17 protein-coding genes are annotated in these 17,146 nt (G+C 69.3%); 11 read left to right on the top strand and 6 right to left on the bottom strand.

The annotated features are described in order from the left end of the window. Window positions 1-116 precede the first annotated feature (116 nt). Window positions 117-1,118: a polyprenyl synthetase family protein gene (locus RHOOR92_RS0117790; protein WP_027490856.1), complete on the bottom strand. Its 1,002-nt coding sequence runs from the start codon at window positions 1,116-1,118 to the stop codon at window positions 117-119. Between the two features lie 130 nt (window positions 1,119-1,248). Between RHOOR92_RS0117790 and RHOOR92_RS0117785 the strand changes: the two genes are divergently transcribed. The 3 genes from RHOOR92_RS0117785 to ssb all read left to right on the top strand — a co-directional run bounded on the left by RHOOR92_RS0117785 (window position 1,249) and on the right by ssb (window position 4,204). Then, complete coding sequence (locus RHOOR92_RS0117785) at window positions 1,249-2,451, top strand: MFS transporter (protein ID WP_027490855.1); 1,203 nt, start codon at window positions 1,249-1,251, stop codon at window positions 2,449-2,451. Between the two features lie 102 nt (window positions 2,452-2,553). Further along, entirely contained in the window at window positions 2,554-3,531 is a 978-nt protein-coding gene (locus RHOOR92_RS0117780) for a DedA family protein/thiosulfate sulfurtransferase GlpE (protein ID WP_196802031.1), read from the top strand. 163 nt (window positions 3,532-3,694) lie between these two features. Beyond that, window positions 3,695-4,204 carry a single-stranded DNA-binding protein gene (gene ssb, locus RHOOR92_RS0117775; protein ID WP_007510721.1) on the top strand — a complete coding sequence of 170 codons (510 nt, stop codon included), beginning with the start codon at window positions 3,695-3,697 and terminating at the stop codon, window positions 4,202-4,204. Between the two features lie 61 nt (window positions 4,205-4,265). Here the strand turns inward: ssb and RHOOR92_RS0117770 are convergent, their stop codons facing one another. From RHOOR92_RS0117770 to RHOOR92_RS0117750, 5 genes are all read right to left on the bottom strand, one after another. Then, complete coding sequence (locus tag RHOOR92_RS0117770) at window positions 4,266-5,570, bottom strand: S8 family serine peptidase (RefSeq protein ID WP_027490854.1); 1,305 nt, start codon at window positions 5,568-5,570, stop codon at window positions 4,266-4,268. Continuing rightward, entirely contained in the window at window positions 5,567-6,202 is a 636-nt protein-coding gene (locus RHOOR92_RS0117765) for a hypothetical protein (RefSeq protein WP_027490853.1), read from the bottom strand. Before RHOOR92_RS0117765 ends, RHOOR92_RS0117770 begins: the two co-directional genes overlap by 4 nt. Then, the gene (locus RHOOR92_RS0117760) at window positions 6,199-6,783 is read right to left on the bottom strand and encodes a sigma-70 family RNA polymerase sigma factor (RefSeq protein WP_027490852.1); all 585 of its coding nucleotides are present in this window, start codon (window positions 6,781-6,783) and stop codon (window positions 6,199-6,201) included. The genes RHOOR92_RS0117765 and RHOOR92_RS0117760 overlap by 4 nt, the downstream gene beginning before the upstream one ends. 76 nt (window positions 6,784-6,859) lie before the next feature. Next, window positions 6,860-7,828 carry a hypothetical protein gene (locus tag RHOOR92_RS0117755; protein WP_231378427.1) on the bottom strand — a complete coding sequence of 323 codons (969 nt, stop codon included), beginning with the start codon at window positions 7,826-7,828 and terminating at the stop codon, window positions 6,860-6,862. 203 nt (window positions 7,829-8,031) lie between these two features. Further along, window positions 8,032-9,387, bottom strand: coding sequence for a hypothetical protein (locus RHOOR92_RS0117750; protein WP_027490850.1), 1,356 nt, complete (start codon window positions 9,385-9,387; stop codon window positions 8,032-8,034). 286 nt (window positions 9,388-9,673) lie between these two features. Here RHOOR92_RS0117750 and RHOOR92_RS0117745 point away from each other — a divergent pair, with 286 nt between their 5' ends. The 8 genes from RHOOR92_RS0117745 to RHOOR92_RS0117710 are packed head-to-tail and all read left to right on the top strand — an operon-like array spanning window position 9,674 to window position 17,139. Next, a complete protein-coding gene (locus RHOOR92_RS0117745) occupies window positions 9,674-10,111 on the top strand; it encodes an FdtA/QdtA family cupin domain-containing protein (RefSeq protein ID WP_007510708.1) in 438 nt (145 codons plus the stop codon). Then, window positions 10,096-10,761, top strand: a complete 666-nt coding sequence (locus tag RHOOR92_RS0117740; protein WP_007510706.1) for an acetyltransferase — start codon at window positions 10,096-10,098, stop codon at window positions 10,759-10,761. The genes RHOOR92_RS0117745 and RHOOR92_RS0117740 overlap by 16 nt, the downstream gene beginning before the upstream one ends. A gap of 6 nt (window positions 10,762-10,767) precedes the next feature. After that, window positions 10,768-11,721, top strand: a complete 954-nt coding sequence (locus RHOOR92_RS0117735; protein WP_027485502.1) for a hypothetical protein — start codon at window positions 10,768-10,770, stop codon at window positions 11,719-11,721. Continuing rightward, window positions 11,708-12,640 carry a GNAT family N-acetyltransferase gene (locus tag RHOOR92_RS0117730; protein WP_027485503.1) on the top strand — a complete coding sequence of 311 codons (933 nt, stop codon included), beginning with the start codon at window positions 11,708-11,710 and terminating at the stop codon, window positions 12,638-12,640. The genes RHOOR92_RS0117735 and RHOOR92_RS0117730 overlap by 14 nt, the downstream gene beginning before the upstream one ends. Then, window positions 12,640-13,797 (top strand): DegT/DnrJ/EryC1/StrS family aminotransferase, encoded by a 1,158-nt coding sequence (locus RHOOR92_RS0117725; RefSeq protein ID WP_007510699.1) that lies wholly within the window; start codon window positions 12,640-12,642, stop codon window positions 13,795-13,797. The genes RHOOR92_RS0117730 and RHOOR92_RS0117725 overlap by 1 nt, the downstream gene beginning before the upstream one ends. Continuing rightward, window positions 13,794-15,050: an O-antigen translocase gene (locus RHOOR92_RS0117720; RefSeq protein WP_007510696.1), complete on the top strand. Its 1,257-nt coding sequence runs from the start codon at window positions 13,794-13,796 to the stop codon at window positions 15,048-15,050. Before RHOOR92_RS0117725 ends, RHOOR92_RS0117720 begins: the two co-directional genes overlap by 4 nt. Then, window positions 15,047-15,994: a glycosyltransferase gene (locus tag RHOOR92_RS0117715; protein WP_007510694.1), complete on the top strand. Its 948-nt coding sequence runs from the start codon at window positions 15,047-15,049 to the stop codon at window positions 15,992-15,994. The genes RHOOR92_RS0117720 and RHOOR92_RS0117715 overlap by 4 nt, the downstream gene beginning before the upstream one ends. After that, a complete protein-coding gene (locus tag RHOOR92_RS0117710) occupies window positions 15,991-17,139 on the top strand; it encodes a hypothetical protein (protein WP_007510691.1) in 1,149 nt (382 codons plus the stop codon). The genes RHOOR92_RS0117715 and RHOOR92_RS0117710 overlap by 4 nt, the downstream gene beginning before the upstream one ends. Window positions 17,140-17,146: the final 7 nt, after the last annotated feature.

Raw genomic sequence — 17,146 nt, 5'->3', positions numbered from 1 at the left:
CTTGCTCCTGCTCACCACAACCGAAGGAACCCTGCGACAGGGTGCGCTCCTGCAAGCGTATTGAAGGTGGAAACTCCCCGCTTCAGAAGAGCCCCGCGGCCAAGTTCCGGCAACCGTCAGAACGTGCGCTGCACCGAATACTCGGCCAGGGTCGCCAGGGCATCGCGGTGGGCCGAGGGTGGCAGGGCGGTGAGCGCTTCGCTGGCGGCGCGGGCGTGCCGCAGGGCGCGGTCGCGGGTGCGTTCCAGCGCGCCGGAGTCGCGGATCGCGGCGACGATGCGGTCCAGCGAGTCCAGCCCGCCGTGTTCGATCGCGTGGCGCAGCGACTGCGCCTGTTCCGGGCTGGCCTTCTCCAGCGCGTAGATCAGCGGCAGGGTGGGCTTGCCTTCGGCGAGGTCGTCGCCGATGTTCTTGCCGAGCGTGCCGGCGTCGCTGGTGTAGTCGAGCAGGTCGTCGGCGATCTGGAACGCGTAGCCCAGCTGCATGCCGTACTCGCGCAGCGCGGCCACCCGGCTGGCGGGCAGGCCGCCGAGCAGGCCGCCCAGTTCGGTGGCGGCGGCGAACAGCACCGCGGTCTTGCGTTCGATCACCGCCAGATACGCCGCCTCGCCGACGTCGGCGTTGCCGATGTTGAGCAGCTGCAGCACCTCGCCCTCGGCGATGGTGTTGGTGGTGTCGGCCAGGATGCGCATGATGCGCATGTCGTCCAGTTCCACCATCAGCTGGAACGAGCGCGAGTAGAGGAAGTCGCCGACCAGCACGCTGGCGGCGTTGCCCCACAGCGCGTTGGCGGTCTTGCGGCCGCGGCGCAGGTCGGATTCGTCGACCACGTCGTCGTGCAGCAACGTCGAGGTGTGGATGAACTCGATGATCGCGGCCAGCTTGACGTGATGTTCGCCGCGGTAGCCGGCGGCACCGGCGGCCAGCACGTGCAGCATCGGGCGCAACCGCTTGCCGCCGCCGGCGATGATGTGGTCGGCGATCTGGTTGATCAGTACCACGTCGGAGGACAGCCGCCGGCGGATCAGCGCGTCGACGCGCTGCATGTCGGCGGCGGCGAGGTCGCGCACCTGGGCGAAGTCGGCGGGGCGGGTGGCGTCGGCAGGCATCGAGTTCATGGGTGCATCGCAGCGGCGTAGGGCGTGATTATAGGGGCTGCAGGAATTTGCGCCGCGACATGTCACCACAGTCGTTGCAGGTGGCGCCCTCTATAATGCCGGGCATGTCTTTGGCGATGTGCACCCTCCAGTGAGCAAACTCTCCAGCCTCGAACGGCGCAGCGCGTTGACGCTGGCCTGCGTGATCAGCCTGCGCCTGTTCGGGCTGTTCCTGATCATGCCGGTGTTTTCGCTGTACGCGAAGGCGATGCCCGACGCCACCGGATTCATGATCGGACTGGCGCTGGGTGTCTACGGCATCGGCCAGGTGCTGCTGCAGATTCCGCTGGGGCTGCTGTCGGACCGGATCGGGCGCAAGCCGGCGATCACCCTGGGCCTGCTGCTGTTCGCGCTGGGCGGATTGATCGCGGCGATGTCGCACACGCTGGCCGGCATCGCGGTCGGCCGGGCGGTGCAGGGCATGGGCGCGGTGGCCGGCGCCGGCATCGCGCTGGCGGCGGACCTGACCGCGGAGGAAAACCGCGGCAAGGCGATGGGCATCATCGGCGTGTCGATCGGGCTGGCGTTCCTGCTGGCGCTGATCCTGGGGCCGCCGCTGGAGGCCGTCGCCGGGCTGCCCGGGCTGTTCGCCGCCACCTCGATCCTGGCGCTGGCCTCGCTGGCGTTGCTGTGGCTGATCGTGCCCACGCCGACGCGTGCACGCGCGCCGGCCGCGGCGGGTGTCGCTGCCGTGCTGGCGATGCTGCGCGACGGTCGCATGCTGGTGCTGAACGGCTCCGTGTTCTTCCTGCATGCGCTGCTCACCGCCAGCTTCGTCGGTCTGCCGCTGCTGCTGGCGAACACCCTGCAGCTGCCGGTGAACCGGCACTGGGAGCTGTACCTGCCGGTGATGACGGTGGCCGCGTTCGTGATGGGCGCGAGCCTGCACCACATGCGCGAGGTCGCGCAGAGCCTGCGCATCGTGATGGTGTGCGTGGTGGCGATCGGGCTGGCGCTGCTCGGCTTCGCGCTGTCCGGCAGCCACCTGGTGGCGTTCGGCGTGGCCGCGGCGGTGTTCTTTTCCGCCTTCAACCTGCTGGAAGCGGCGCTGCCCAGCCTGGTCTCGCGGCTGGCGCCGGAGCATCTGCGCGGCGCGGCGATGGGCGCCTATTCGACCAGCCAGTTCATCGGCGCGTTCGTCGGCGGCGCGCTTGGCGGCATCGCGCTGGGCCGGCTCGGGCCGGACGGCGTGTTCGCCAGCGCCGCGGCGCTGACCTTGCTGTGGCTGCCGCTGGTGGTGGCCGGGGCGCGCCGGATCGATCGCGCCGCCGCGGTGGCGGGCGTCGCCGCGTAAGCCGGTACGGCGGCGGTTTGCAAAGGCCGCCGGGCGGCCCAATCATGAGCCTCGGCGGCGTGGCCGCGGCCTGCATCGGGTACCGCTTTGATGGCTCATGAAATGCTCGCGCTGATCGCGCACTACGGCGTGCTGCTGGTGTTCCTCAACGTGCTGGTGACCCAGCTGGGCGCGCCGGTGCCGGCGGTGCCGACGCTGGTGGTGGCCGGTTCATGGGCGGCGGTCGGCGGGCCGTGGGTGCTGGCCGGCACGATGGCGGTGGTGGTGGCCGGTTGCCTGCTCGGGGATTCGGCCTGGTACGCCGCCGGCCGGCGCTACGGCGCCGGCGTGATGCGCCTGTTGTGCCGCGTCTCGCTGTCGCCCGACTCGTGCGTGCAACGCTCCGAGCTGCGTTTCCAGCGCTGGCGTGGGCAGGTGCTGCTGGTTGCCAAGTTCGTGCCGGGGTTGTCGACCGTGGGCTCCTCGCTGGTCGGCGCCATGGGGCTGCGCTGGCCGCTGTTCGTGCTGTTCGACGGGTTGGGCTCGCTGCTGTGGGCCGCGCTGTGGACCGGGTCGGGTTATGCCTTCGCCGCGCAGGTCGACAAGCTGCTGTCCGCCGTGGCCAGCGCCGGAGCGCTGGCGATCCAGCTGCTGCTGGTGCTGCTGGCGCTGTACGTGCTGGCGCGCTGGTGGCAGCGGCACCGCCTGCTGCGCACGCTGCGGATGGCGCGCATCACGGTCGAGGAACTGCACCGGGCGATGGCCGCCGAACGTGCCCCGGTGGTGGTCGACGTGCGCCCGCAAGCCTCGCGCCAGCTTGATACGCGCGTCGTTCCCGGCGCACTGCTGGTCGATGCGCAAGGCATCGACCGCACCGTGCACGACATCCCGTTCGACCGCGAACTGGTGCTCTACTGCAACTGCCCGAACGAAGTGTCCGCGGCCAGGGTGGCCAAGATCCTGATGGCGCAAGGTTACCGCCGGGTGCGCCCGTTGCTGGGCGGGCTGGAGGCGTGGGATGCGGCCGGTTATGGGGTCGACCATCTGCCGACCGCCGGCGATTCGGGCGACTCGCCGGCGGCGGGTGCGACGCTGGCCTGAAGCGTCGCCCGGTACGCACGACGGCCCGGGCAGGCACCCACGCCGGCGTCAGCTTCCGGCTGCTGGACTGGGTCCGTCCCGCGGTTATGATAGCCAGCCTGATCCACCACTCCGGCCGCAACCCCTCGCAGAATTTGCGGCCGGCTCAACCGAGGACACATCCATGGCACGTGGCGTCAACAAAGTCATCCTGATCGGCAACCTGGGCTCGGACCCCGAGGTGCGCAGCACCGGCAGCGGCACCACGGTGTGCAGCTTCAGCCTGGCCACTTCCGAGTCGTGGACCGACAAGCAGAGCGGCGAAAAGCAGGAACGCACCGAGTGGCACCGGATCAAGATCTTCGGCCGCCTCGGCGAGATCGCCGGCGAGTACCTGAAGAAGGGCCGCCAGGTCTACATCGAGGGTTCCATCCGCACTGACAAGTTCACCGGCAAGGATGGCGTGGAGAAGTATTTCACCGACATCATCGCCAGCGAGATGCAGATGCTCGGCAGCAACGAGGGCGCCGGCGCTGGCGGCGGTTACCAGCGCGAGCGCCCGCAGGGCGGCCAGCGCCAGGGCGGCGGCTACGGCGGCGGCCAGTCGCGCGGCAACGACGACCGCGGTCCGTCGCGCCCCTCGCCATCGGCCCCGGCCGACAACGGTTTCGCGGATGACGAGATCCCGTTCTAGCGAACACCCTGCGAGGCTTGTCGCCTTTCCCTGACGGCCCGCCTCTGGCGGGCCGTTTCCGTCAGGGGGCGGCCTTCTCTTCGTCGCGCAGGCGCGCCACGGCCGATGCGGCATTCACCTGCAGCGTGCCGTCGGAAAGCCGGCTGCTTTGCAGCAGCAAGTCGTGCATCGAACGCGCGTCCAGTCCGGGCGCCATGGCGAGCAGCAGGGCAGCGATGCCGCTCACGTGCGCGGCGGCCATGGACGACCCGGAAGTGAAGTCGTAGCCGCCGTCCGGCTGGGTGGTCAGGATGTCGCTGCCGGGTGCGCTCAGCACCCCCGGCGGCGCTCTCGATGCGTTGCTGCTGCGCACGACGATGACTCCCGGTGCACGGTCGGGAAAGCCGGCGGCGTTGCCGTCCGGCGGCAGGGCCGTGATCACGATGCGGCCCTGCTCCAGCAGCCGGGCAAGCAACTGGTCGAGCAGCGGATCGGCCGGGCCGCCCAGGCTCAGGTTGATGATGCGGGTATCGGTGTCGATGATCGCCGCCAGGGCCTTGGCCAGGGTGAAGGTGTTGCAGCGGGCGCCGGCACCGGGCGAGGGCGGATACCAGCATGCCTTGTAGATGCTGAGCCGGGCCTTGGGCGCCATCCCCACGATGCCCTGGTGGTTGTCGGCGTCGGCGGCGATGACGCCGGCGACCTCGGTGCCATGATTGTCGCGGTCGAACGCCGCGCGATCCGCGTCGACCAGGTTGCGGGTGTCGCGAATGCGTCCGCGCAGGTCGGGGTGGGTCAAGTCGACGCCCGTATCGACGATCGCGACATCGACCTCGGCGCCCTGGCTGAGGTCGTGCGCGAGTGCCGCATCGGTTTCGACGAAGCCGCGCTGCAAGTCGGCATAGGGATCGTTGTAGTGGTGGGCGCCCTGCCGTGGCGGATCGGCGTAGACGGAATAATCCTGCAGTGGCTGGGCAAGCCGCACCCGGGCGTCTGCCGCAAGTGCCTTGAGCAGGGCGGCGCGGGGCATGCCGGGGGCCGGCGTCAGCACGATGCAGTACAGGTCCAGCGCCTTGACCGGCCAGCCGGTGACCTCCTGCCAGCCGTAGGTTCTCTTCAGCACCGCGAGCGTCGATGCCGCCCGCTGGCCGACCCCATAGTTTGCGGACGGGACATAGCCCAGCACGCTGGAACCGGCATGCGTGGCGGGAGGGGCCAGCGGGTTGGCGACGGCCAGCACGATGTCGCGCCGGCTGTCCATGGCGGATGCGCTGGCCACGGATGAACGGTGCGGATCGGCGGGGTCATCGGCCGGCGCCGCGGGCCGCAGGTGCGCACAGGCACTCAGAACCATCGCCGCGGCGAATACGATGGCCCCATGCTTCATGGCGTGGTGGCGACGGGCTCCGCCAGGCGGATGCCGTGGGTGGCGCGCAACTGCTGCAGCACATGCTGCTGCGTCGTGGTGGTGCTTCGCGGTACGACGGTATAGGCGCCGATGTCGTTGGGGCCATCCACCACCTGCAAGCCGAGGGTGTGCAGCAGCGCGTCCCAGTCGGACAGCTTCATGGCCGCATCAGGCACCACGCGGATCGAACCCGGGGTGGCCGGCCGGGGCGACTCGCTGAGGGTGCGGTAGTGCGGGCGGCCGCCTTCCGACCACAGCTTCGTGCCCAGCGCACCGATGCCGATGGCCTGGATCAGCACCATGGCGGCCAGGGCGCGGGTCAGCCGGCTTGCCGTGCGTGAACGAAACGGCGCCTCCAGCGGAGCCGGCGCGTCGAGGCGGCCCAGCAAGTGTTTCAGCCCGACGTTGGCGTCGAGGGGGATATCGGAGGGCAGCGACATCGCCAGTTGCACGCGGCTCTGCTGCGCAAACTCGGCGCGGCACGCTTCGCAGTGCACGAGGTGGCTCATCAGCGCTTCGCCCTGCTCCCGCGGGGCGCTGCCCTGCAGCACCCAGGGCATGGCTTCCCAGGCGCGGGCGCAGTCGCGATCGGAACTCGTCTGGAACATCATGGCGCGCCCTCCTTGCGTATCGGCGATTCTCCAGCCAGGGAGGGAAGCACGTTACGCAGTTTCACGCGCGCGTGGAACAGCCGCGCCTTCACCGTGCCCACGGGGCATTGCATGATGGCGGCCACTTCATCCAGGGAATGCCCCACGCCGTAGACCAGCTCGACCACGACCCGCTGGTCCACCGACAGGCAGCCGAGGCCCTTGCCCAGCCAGTCGCGCAGTTCGCGGTCTTCGCCCGGGTCGTGGGCGGGGACGCGATCTTGCCCCAGCGTGTCTTCGGCGACGGGTTCGTCGCCATGCTGGCGCAGTGCCTTGAGCCCGCAGCGGTAGGCAATGCCCATGATCCAGGTGGAAACGCGCGAGTCGCCGTGGAAATTGTCCGCCTTCTGCCAGGCGATCCAGAAACAGTCGTTGATGACCTCCTCGATGACGTCGGGACGCCGCGTCAGTCGGGACAGGAAGCGGCACAGCCTGCCGTGGTAGCCGCGGTAGAGCACCGCCAACGCGGCACGGTCGCCCATCGACATGCGCTGGAGCAGCATGCGGTCGGTGGCGTCAGCGTCGGTATCAGCGTCGTTCATGTAGCTTCGCGGGGTGGTCGGAACGCGGTCGGTCCATGCGTGAGTACCGTTTCGGCCGGTAAAGGTTGCCGGCGGATCAGAAGGACCGCGAGAGCGTGGCGATCCAGGGCTGCGCGCCCATGTCTCGCGTCGACCATCGCGATCCCAGGTCGGTCATGACGCGATCGAGTTCCAGCCGCCATGCGCCATCGACCCACATCAGCCCGACGTGGCCGTAGCGGTAGAAGCCTTCGCCGTCGCCGGACCGGTAACGCCCATATTGGCGGTAGTGGCTGTACCGCGCGGGCGGGACGTGGGCAACGCCCGCTCCGGCGGAAACGAAGGCATGCTCCGTCAACGGCCAGTGGAAATCGAGATCGGCGGCGGCACGCGTGCGCCGATCCGCGGAGCCGATGCTGCGGCTGACCGACAGGCCGAACGTCAGGATGTCCCGGTACAGCCAGTTGACCCCGGCTTCGCCGCGGTTGTAGGCGGTCGAGCGGGCGTCGCCGGAATAGCGGTAGTAGAGCACGCTGGCCTGCATCTGCCAGTCGCCGGAAAGCGGCCAGTGGCGCGAGCCCTGGAGCAGGGTTTGGACGATGCGCCCCGGCGAACGGACTTCGGCACTTGCGGACAGGCCCACCGACCAGCCTGTCGACGAGATCCACGAGGCAGCCGCCTGAACGGTGGGCGTGGCCGGCGTGATCGCCAAGCCGCGGTCGACCAGCTGCGAACCGAGTGCGACCGTACCGGCCATCCTGGCCGACTGGGCGTGCAGCAGGGCGGGATGGGCTGCGGCCACCGCCACGGCAAGCAGGCCCAGCCCCATGCGGGCAAGGCAGCGGCCGCGGGTGCCGACGTCGAGGCGGGAGGGCCGGACCCGGTGCCGGTGCGGCACGATTCCTGCGCTGCGTGGACCACATGCCGCCGTGGAATCTACCTGCGGCTCGAACGCAGGCGGGCGCGCACCGTCGCGGCGACGTGCGCCAGAGGCCTTGAGCGCGGGACAGGTGAGCCACATCGCGTCATTGTTCGATTGGTCGAGTACGGCGGCGCCCCATGGCATGGCCGCACCACGAAAGGCATGCACGCCTTATAACCGAATCTGCGCGGGAAGGGGTGCCCTCTCTCCATGGACGATGCCCGGAGGTGGCACGGGTATCGTCGGCCGGCTGCGGGAACGGCGCCGGCCTCCGCACGGGCAAGGCGGACGGCCCCGTGGGTGCCCGGCGAACGGGGCCGGCCACGCGGCAATGCCCTTGCGCGCGTTCAGAACGCCGCGCTCACGGAGATCGTGAAGGCGTTCAGATCCCTCGCGTTGGTCACCGGCGCCCCGGGCGGCGCGCCGAAGATGTTGCTGCGGGCGCCGTTGAAGCGGCTGAAACGGAACCAGGTGGCGTAGATCCTCAGATTGGCCAGGGAGCTGAAGGATTCCTTGCCGAAAGGCACCCAGAACACGCTGACGAGGTTGCTGGTGGTATCGGGACTGCCGTACGGGACGTAGCGGGCGGGGTCGCGCGAACCCGTGCTCACCATGCGGGACAGCGCGATGCCGTAGCTTTGCCTGAAGGTGTAGATGGCGGTGGCGATCTGGTCGCGGGCCGAGCCCTGCGGCAGCGCGAGCAGGCCCGGAACGACGGAACTGGCAGGCGTGCTGCCGTAATCGCGCTTCTCGAAGATGTTCACGTAGCTGAGCTGCAGGATGTTCTGCCGGTTGCCCAGATACTGGTAGGTGAGGTCGTAACCCAGGTCGGTGATGTCGTCGGCGGGGCCCAGACGGGGCCGCTGGCGCCGGGTCGTCAGGCCCACCACGCCGGCCGAGACGAACTGGGCCTTGAACTCCTTCATGTACGCGAAGCGGAAGTATCCCGTGTCGCTGAACTTGCCCGGATCGCCGCCGACCGAATAACCCAGCCGATCCTGCACGGACGTCTGCAACGCGTTGTAGGTACCGACTTCGCCGTACCAATCCGAGTCGTACAGGGCGTAGACCGTGGCGCCGATGACGCGGTTGGCCGGTGCGCCGGGGCTGGACAGGTTCAGCAGGGTCCCGGTGACGCCGGGTGGACCCAGGGTCGAAGCGGCCGGCAGCACGGCGAGGGGGTCGTTGAACCCCGGATTGTTGTTGACGCTCACGCCGAGCGTCAGATCCTTGCCGCCCAGCTTGAGCGCCTTGGCGACGAAGCGCAGGTCGAGGTTGCTCAGCCTGGTGTTGTACTTGCCGTTGCCGACATTGTCGGTCTCGATCTTGACGAAGCCGCCCACGTGATCGGTCAGTCGCCCGGCCAGGTAGATGTCGGCTTCGGTCAGTCGGCTCTTGCTGTCGCCGCGCGCCGGGTTGGTGCGGGCCGCCACGAGTTGCGCGGCCACCGGCAGCGCGTCGCCGATGTTCGCGTCGGTGTATCCGTTGAGCTTGAAACGCATGCCGACCGGCGTCAGTCCCGGCCCGTTGTCGCCGCCGCCATAGGCGCTGGAGTGGCAGACCGCGCAGACGTAGCCGGTCTGCCGGGCAAACGAGGGAACCGCCTGGACGGCGTTGCTGGCGAACAGCAGCAGGATCGCGAGGCCGTGCCACAGAAGGTTCCCGCGGCGGCCGGTTTCGGGTCGGGTCGGAAAAGGCAGCATGGGCTCTCCTTGGGGCCTGATCGGATGCGGCGATGCACGGGCCACGCGCCCGTCAGCGATGCTGCCCCGGCCGTACCGGCAGACCGCTGCAAGATGCGGGTAAGTGCCGGCCGGGCCGCCAAAGGTTGCGCACGGCGCCTGGCCGCGCCGGTGACGGCACCCGACCCGGCGGCAGGCCGTGCGGCGCCGGCGATCCGCCGCCCGCTGCCCGGCGCAACCTTTGTCCAGTCGGGCGGCACTCAAGCCTGTAAGTCGCCATCCCATGATTTGCAGCCGGGTCCGACCCATGGAAATCCAACGCATCCAGTTGCACAAACATGGCGACAGCCGCGGCATGCTCGTCGCGCTGGAACAGGACGGCGATGTGCCCTTCGCGATCCGGCGCGTGTACTACATCTTCGCCACGAAGAACGGCGTGCATCGCGGCCGGCACGCGCACCGCCATCTCAGCCAGCTGGCGGTGGCGGTGCGCGGAGCGGTCACTTTCCTGCTGGATGACGGCAGCGGCGCGACGGAGATCGTGCTCGACGATCCGGCCCAGGGCCTGCTGCTCGGCAGCATGGTGTGGCGGGAGCTCTACGACTTCAGCGACGACTGCGTGCTGATGGTGCTGGCCGACCACCCGTTTGATCCGGACGACTACATCACCGACTACGACCAGTTCCTGCGCGAGGTGAACGGCGCCATGCAACTGGAGGGTGCGACGGCATGTCAAGGCCGCTAGTCCTGATCGGCGCCGGCGAGTTCGCGCAGATCGCCTGCGAGTACTTCGAGCACGACAGCGACTACGACGTGGCGGCCTTCGGCGTCGAACGCGCCTATCTGACGCAGCCGCGGCTGGCGGGCCATCCCGTGGTGGCCTGCGAAACGCTGGAGACGGACTACCCGCCGGGCGAGGTGGAGGTGTTTGTCGCGATCCCCGCCAGCCAGCTCAACCGGCTGCGCACGCGCCTTTACCAGGAGCTGAAACGCCGGGGCTACCGCTTCGCCACCTATGTCAGCACGCGCGCGTTCGTGTGGCGCAATGCCGAAGTGGGCGAGAACAGCTTCATCTTCGAAGGCAACGTGATCCAGCCTTTCGTGCGCATCGGCAACAACTGCATCCTGTGGAGCGGCAACCACGTGGGGCACCGCACGGTCGTGCACGACAACGTGTTCATCGCCTCGCACGCGGTCGTTTCGGGCTACTGCGAGATCGGCGCCGGCAGCTTCGTCGGCGTGAACACCACCTTCAACGACCATGTGAAGGTGGCGCCCGACAACGTGATCGGCTCCGGCGCGCTGGTGACGCGCGATACCGAGCCGGGCCGGATCTACGTCGGCTCGCCGGCGCGCGCCGTGCCGGACAAGTCCAGCTTCGACGTGAAGCTTTGAATGCCCATGGCCGCGTGGAGGAAGAAGGGGCTGGTATTCGACACCGCGCGGCATGGCGTGGGCGGCTGGATGCGCCACTCGGCGCTCACGCCGACCCCGTATCGCATCGACGGCGAGCGCATCCGCGTCTACGCGGGCTTTCGCGATGGCGATGGCGTCAGCCGCATCGGCTATGTCGACGTGTGCGCGGACGACCCGGCCACGATCGTGCGCGTCAGCGCCGAACCGGCGCTCGACGTCGGCCGGGGCGGGTGTTTCGACGACAACGGCATGATCCTGGGCGACGTGGTCGACGCGCCGGGCGGCCTGCACCTGTTCTATGTCGGCTTCCAGCACGTGGCCAGGGCCAAGTTCCTGGCCTTTACCGGTCTGGCGATTTCGACCGATGGCGGCGAGCACTTCCGGCGCGTGCAGGAGACGCCGATCCTGGATCGCGCGCCCGGCCGCAGCACGATCGGCGCAGTGCATTCGGCCATCCATGAAGGTGGCCGCTGGCGGCTGTGGTACGCCGTGGGCGACGACTGGGAAATCATCGGCGGCAAGCCGTTTCCGCGTTACCACATCCGTTACGCGGAGACCGATGATCTGCGCGCCATGCCGCACGAAGATCGGGTCTGCCTGCTGCCGCGCGGCAGCGAGTACCGGATCGGGCGGCCGCGGGTGTACCGGCTCGGCGGCGGCTACGTCATGTACTTCACGCGAGGCAACCTCAGCGGCGAATACTTTCCCGGCATGGCCTGCAGCGACGACGGCATCCGCTGGGAACGCCGCGACGATGCGCTGGGCCTGGGCCTGTCCGACAGCGGCTGGGACTCGCGGACCATCTGCTACCCCGCGCTGATCCGTCAGCGCGACAAGCTGCTGATGTTCTACAACGGCAACGACATGGGCGTGGATGGCTTCGGCGTGGCCGAAGCCCTCGTGTCGCACCTCGACGGTGGCGCCGATGCTGGCGGTTAGGCGCTACGTTCCCGCCGATGCCGACGCCTGGGACGCCCTGGTCGAGCGCTCCAGGAACGGCAACCTGCTGCACCGGCGCGGCTACATGGATTACCACGCCGATCGCTTCGTCGACTGCTCGCTGGTCGTCGAGCAGCATGGCCGGATCGTGGCGGTGTTCCCGGCGGATATCCGCGACAAGCTGGTGACCAGTCATGGCGGGCTCACCTATGCCGGACTGATCCGCGGCCAGGCCCTGCGTGCCGACGCGACGCTCGCCGTGTTCGGACAGATGGCCGATGCCTACCGTGCGCTGGGCGCGCAGCGCATCGTCTACAAGGCGGTGCCGCACGTGTTCCATGCGTACCCGGCCGAGGAGGATCTTTACGCGCTGCAGCGCATGGGTGCCCGGCTGACGCGTCGCGACCTGTCCTCGGTGATTGCGCTGCAGGAACCGTTCCAGTTCACCGAACCGCGCCGGCGCGCGGTCAGGAAGGCGGGGCGGGCAGGCATCAGCCTGCAGGTCGGCACCGATCCGGCGTCGTTCCACGCGCTGCTGTCGGAGGTGCTGCGCCAGCATCACGTCGCGCCTACCCACAGCCTGCAGGAGCTACGCCTGCTGCAGGCACGCTTCCCGCGGCAGATCGTGCTGCACGAGGCGCGCCGGGAGGGTGTCCTGCTGGCGGGCGCCCTCGTCTACGATCTCGGCCGGGTGGTGCATACCCAGTACCTGGCCGCAGCGGAGGAGGGGCGCCGGCTGGATGCGCTGAGCTTCCTGCTCGCCGGGCTGATCGGCAGCACGTATGCGGACCGGCGCTACTTCTCTTTCGGCATTTCCACCGAACAGGCCGGGGCGGTGCTCAACAGCGGGCTGGTGACGCAGAAGGAATACTTCGGCGCGCGCGGCATCGTGCACGATTGCTACGAGTGGCCGCTGTGATGGGTCCCGACGTGATGCAGAACGCACCGGCGGAAGCCGCCCCGGGTGACGTCCCGTTCCTGAGCCTCCGGGAAGTCAATGCGCGTTACGCCGACGAGCTGAAGGCTGCCGCGGCACGCGTCATCGATTCGGGCTGGTATGTGCTCGGCGACGAGCTCGTCGCCTTCGAGCGGGAGTTCGCCGGCTGGTGCGGCGTGCGCCATGCCGTGGGCGTGGGCAACGGCCTGGATGCGCTGTCGCTGATCCTGCGCGGCTACAAGGAACTCGGCGTTCTCGGCGAGGGCGACGAGGTCGTGGTGCCCGGCAACACGTTCATCGCCAGCTTCCTGGCGATCAGCGAGAACCGGTTGGTGCCGCTGCCGGTGGAGCCCGATGCGGCGACGTTCAACCTCGATCCGGCCTGCGTGGAGGCGGCGATCGGACCGCGCACGCGCGCGATCATGGCGGTGCATCTGTATGGCCAGCTGGCCGACATGCCGGCGCTGGCGGCGCTGGCCCGGCGGCGCGGCTTGCTGCTGATCGAAGACGCGGCGCAGGCGCACGGCGCGCTGCGCGACGGGCGCAGGGCCGGCACGTTCGGCGACGCGGCGGCCTTCAGTTTCTTCCCGGCCAAGAACCTCGGCGCGCTGGGCGACGGCGGCGCGGTGGTGACCGGCGACGTGGCGCTGGCGCGGCGGGTCGCGGCGCTGCGCAACTACGGTTCCGAGGTGAAGTACCGCCACCTCTGCCAGGGGCTGAACTCGCGGCTCGACGAGATGCAGGCGGCGATGCTGCGGGTGAAGCTGAAGTATCTCGATGCGGACGTGGCCTGGCGCCGCCGGGTGGCGCATCGCTATCGCGACGGCATCCGCCACCCGCGGATCAAGTTGCCCGACGCGGTGCGCGAGGAACAGCACGCCTGGCACCTGTTCGTGGTGCGCTGCGCCGAGCGCGATGCGCTGCAGCGGCACCTGCGCGCACACGGCATCCAGGCCCAGGTGCATTACCCGGTGCCGGCGCATCGGCAGCCCGCGTATCCCGCATTGCGCAGTGCCCGCCTGCCGCTGACCGAGCGACTGTGCGACGAGGTGTTGAGCCTGCCGCTGGGGCCGACCCTGGGCGATGACGGCGTGGCGCGGGTGATCGATGCCTGCAACGCGTTCGGAGGCGGGGCATGAACATCGTGCGCGCCGGTTTCTACACCAGCCTCGCGACCGCCGCGCGGCTGCTCGCCGGGCTGGTGGCGATCAAGCTGGTGGCGTGGTTCGCCGGCCCCGAGGGCGTCGGCCGGCTCGGCCAGTTCATGAGCCTGATGTCGCTGCTGGCGGTGCTCGCCGGCGGCGGCATCAGCGCGGCCATCGTCAAGTATGTCGCCGAGTACCGCGACGATCCGCCCCGGCTGTCGCGCCTGCTGTCCGCCGCGCTGTGCTACGCGTTCTGCGCCTCCTGCCTGATGGGCGGCGCGGCGCTGCTGCTCAGTCGGCAGCTCGCCGCGTGGCTGCTGGGCGACCCGGGCTATGCCGGCCTGATCCGCGTGCTCGCCGTCGCGCAGCTCGGCATCGCGCTGCTCAACTACATCCTCGCGGTGGTCAACGGCTTCATGGACGTGCGCCGGCTGGCCTTGATCCAGGCGGGCGGGGCGCTGGTCGGCATCGTGATGATGATCTGGCTGGCGCGCTGGCTGCATCTGTATGGCGCGCTGCTGGCGCTGGTGCTGGGCCAGCTGCTGTGGCTGGCGATCGCCTTGCCGGCGTGGTGGCGCAGCTCGTACTTCCGCCGCCGCATGCTGCGGCTGCACTACGACCGCGAGATGACCTTGCGGCTGGCCACGTTCTCGGTGATGACCCTCACCTCCGCCCTGCTGCCGCCGCTGGTCAACATCGCCGTGCGCGACCATCTCGCGCTGCAGTTCGGCTGGGAACGGGTCGGCTACTGGCAGGCGGTCAGCAAGGTGTCGGACGCCTATCTGCTGTTCTTCACCGCGGCCATCAACATCTACTACCTGCCCAAGCTGGCCTCGACGCACGGCCGCGAGGCGCTGCTGGCCGAGCTGCGCAGCGCCGGTCGCCACGTCCTGCCGGCGGTCATCGTGCTGGCGGCCATGGTGTATGCGCTGCGCGGATGGGTGACCCGGCTGCTGTTCACGCCGGAGTTCGCCGCCGCCAACGCGCTGTACGGCCCGCAACTGGTCGGCGACGTCATCAAGGTCGCCTCCTTCGTCCTTTCCTACCTGATGCTGGCCAAGGCGATGACGGCGCTGTTCGTCGTCTCCGAATGCGTGTTCGCGGCCAGCTACCTCGCGCTGGTCTGGGTGTTTGCCGCGCGCTACGGCCTGGTCGGCGCGATGTACGCCTTCGCGGTCAACTACCTGCTGTATCTCGCCTTCAACCTGCTGGTTGCCCGGCGTTACCTGGGAGGGCTGCGACGATGAGCGGCGACGTACCGGCGAACACGGCGGCGCTGCCGCTGGTGTCCGTGCTGATTCCCGCGTTCAACCACGAGCGTTTCGTGCGGCGCTGCCTGGACAGCGTGCTGGAGGATCCGTATCCGGCCAAGGAGCTCATCGTCATCGACGACGGCTCGACCGACCGCACCGCCGAACGGATTGCCGACTGGGTGGCAACGCATTGCATGGATATCCCGATCGAGTACGTGCATCGGGACAACCGCGGCATCGCGGCGACGCTGAACGAACTGGCGGCGCGCGCGAACGGCGAGTTCCTGCGCCCCGGCGCCAGCGACGACTACCTGCTGCCGGGCGGTCTCGATGCCCAGGTGCGCTACTTGCTGGCGCATCCGGACAAGGGCGCGGTGATCGGCGATTCGGTCGTCGTCGACCAGGACGGCAACCGGCTGCACGACAGCGGCATGGGCCTGCTTCGCGGCGGCAGCAAGAGCCTGTACCGCTCCGACGACGGCATCCGCCGCGCGATCATCAGCCACTGGGCCATCGGCGGGCCGGTGGCCTTGATGCGGCGGAGCGCGCTGGACACCGTCGACCGCTGGAGCGAAGGCTTGCGCATCGAGGACTGGGATTTGTTCCTGCGCCTGGCGGCCCGCGACGCGCTCGGCTTCATCGACGTCAGCGTCTGCGCCTACCGCATCCACGGCGCGAACCTGAGCCGGACGCGGCACACCGCCACGCGGATCGGCAACCTCGCCGAGTCGCGCCAGGTGGCGCTGCGCCGGGCGTGCCTGTTCGACGAGCCGTACCGGACCCTGCTGCGGGCACAGGCGCACCACATCGGCGCCAAGATCGCGTTCCTGCAGGGACGGCCGTGGTCGCTGGCGCGGCATCTGCTCGCCTGGTCGTGGCTGCGACTGCTGTCGAAGCTGCGGCCTTCATCCGGACGCCATGGCGTGGAGGCGGCATGAAACGGTTGCTGTGCCTGCCGTCGGCCTATCTCGCGCTGCCGCTCCTGTTGGCCTGCGCGCTGACCCTGCTCACCTACGATCTCCCGGTCGACTACCTGCAGGGCCTGCTGCTGCTGGCGGTGGTTGCCGCGGCGATCGGCTGGTTCGACGTGCAGGCGCGGATCAGGATTCCGCCGGCCTCGCGCTTTCGCGCGCACAGCTACGCCGGCACCCGCGATGCGTTCGTGGCACTGGCCTTCGCGGAGCTGGTCGCGGCTTTCTGCGTGCTCGACCTGGCGCTGTTCCCGATTCCGCTGTTCGGCAACCCGTCGTCCTACGCCGTGATGAAGGATGGGCACGAGCACGTCCGGCACGTGTCGGACATCTGCTGGGTGCTGCCGCCGATCGGGCTGTTGTGCGCCAGGAAGCGGTGGCTGCGCAACACGCTCATCGGCATCGGCTTCCTGTTTCCGATCCTGGTGATCGACCGCAACCGGGTGTTCGCCACGGTGTTCGCGTTCGCGCTGGTGATCCTGCTGCGCCGGGACGAGGCCAGGCCGGTGCCGTGGAAGGCCGTCGGTTTGCTCGGCTTCGCCGGCGTCAGCGTGTTCTCGCTGCTCGGCATGCTGCGCTCCGGGCCGCTGGACTACCTCACCTTGCCGTTCAGCGCGATGTACCGCGCGGCGCCGGAAGGCATCAAGTGGCTGCTCCTCTACGCCACCGCCGGGCCGTACAACTTCAGCGCGATCCTGGCCAAGCACTACGGCAACGCCAGCTTCCTCATCCACCAGGTCGTGCCGCTGAGCGGTTCCGTCGCCACCGCGGGCACGGGCATTCCGCTGGATGCGCCGACCATCAACGTGGGCACGGAGTTCTTCCCGTTCCTGATGGCGTTCGGCCCGGCCGGCGCGGTGGCCGCCGCCGTCGTGCTGTACGTGATGCTGCGCTGGAGCGTGTCGCGGCTGCGCGCCACGGTGTCGCTGTTTTCCCTGCTGATCTTCCTGCGTGTTTCCTACGTCTGCGTGATGGCGCCGTTCGCGCCGCAGGCCTATACGTGGACGAACGCCGGCTTCATCGGCCTGTGCCTGGTCATGCAGGTTGTCGCGGCCTGGCTGCCGAACCGGCGGACCCGCGCGCCGATCGTGTCTCCTTCCTCTCCCCAGTGAGTGCCCG

Source organism: Rhodanobacter sp. OR92 (genome assembly GCF_000427545.1).
GTDB lineage: Bacteria > Pseudomonadota > Gammaproteobacteria > Xanthomonadales > Rhodanobacteraceae > Rhodanobacter > Rhodanobacter denitrificans.
This window is presented reverse-complemented; position numbering and strand designations above follow the sequence as displayed.

What these genes read in the sequence shown, in the direction of transcription:
- RHOOR92_RS0117790 (WP_027490856.1), bottom strand. Translation starts at nt 1,118, where the DNA reads ATGAACTCGATGCCTGCCGACGCCACCCGCCCCGCCGACTTCGCCCAG.
- RHOOR92_RS0117780 (WP_196802031.1), top strand. Translation starts at nt 2,554, where the DNA reads ATGCTCGCGCTGATCGCGCACTACGGCGTGCTGCTGGTGTTCCTCAAC.
- ssb (WP_007510721.1), top strand. Translation starts at nt 3,695, where the DNA reads ATGGCACGTGGCGTCAACAAAGTCATCCTGATCGGCAACCTGGGCTCG.
- RHOOR92_RS0117770 (WP_027490854.1), bottom strand. Translation starts at nt 5,570, where the DNA reads ATGAAGCATGGGGCCATCGTATTCGCCGCGGCGATGGTTCTGAGTGCC.
- RHOOR92_RS0117765 (WP_027490853.1), bottom strand. Translation starts at nt 6,202, where the DNA reads ATGATGTTCCAGACGAGTTCCGATCGCGACTGCGCCCGCGCCTGGGAA.
- RHOOR92_RS0117760 (WP_027490852.1), bottom strand. Translation starts at nt 6,783, where the DNA reads ATGAACGACGCTGATACCGACGCTGACGCCACCGACCGCATGCTGCTC.
- RHOOR92_RS0117755 (WP_231378427.1), bottom strand. Translation starts at nt 7,828, where the DNA reads ATGCCATGGGGCGCCGCCGTACTCGACCAATCGAACAATGACGCGATG.
- RHOOR92_RS0117750 (WP_027490850.1), bottom strand. Translation starts at nt 9,387, where the DNA reads ATGCTGCCTTTTCCGACCCGACCCGAAACCGGCCGCCGCGGGAACCTT.
- RHOOR92_RS0117745 (WP_007510708.1), top strand. Translation starts at nt 9,674, where the DNA reads ATGGAAATCCAACGCATCCAGTTGCACAAACATGGCGACAGCCGCGGC.
- RHOOR92_RS0117740 (WP_007510706.1), top strand. Translation starts at nt 10,096, where the DNA reads ATGTCAAGGCCGCTAGTCCTGATCGGCGCCGGCGAGTTCGCGCAGATC.
- RHOOR92_RS0117735 (WP_027485502.1), top strand. Translation starts at nt 10,768, where the DNA reads ATGGCCGCGTGGAGGAAGAAGGGGCTGGTATTCGACACCGCGCGGCAT.
- RHOOR92_RS0117730 (WP_027485503.1), top strand. Translation starts at nt 11,708, where the DNA reads ATGCTGGCGGTTAGGCGCTACGTTCCCGCCGATGCCGACGCCTGGGAC.
- RHOOR92_RS0117725 (WP_007510699.1), top strand. Translation starts at nt 12,640, where the DNA reads ATGGGTCCCGACGTGATGCAGAACGCACCGGCGGAAGCCGCCCCGGGT.
- RHOOR92_RS0117720 (WP_007510696.1), top strand. Translation starts at nt 13,794, where the DNA reads ATGAACATCGTGCGCGCCGGTTTCTACACCAGCCTCGCGACCGCCGCG.
- RHOOR92_RS0117715 (WP_007510694.1), top strand. Translation starts at nt 15,047, where the DNA reads ATGAGCGGCGACGTACCGGCGAACACGGCGGCGCTGCCGCTGGTGTCC.
- RHOOR92_RS0117710 (WP_007510691.1), top strand. Translation starts at nt 15,991, where the DNA reads ATGAAACGGTTGCTGTGCCTGCCGTCGGCCTATCTCGCGCTGCCGCTC.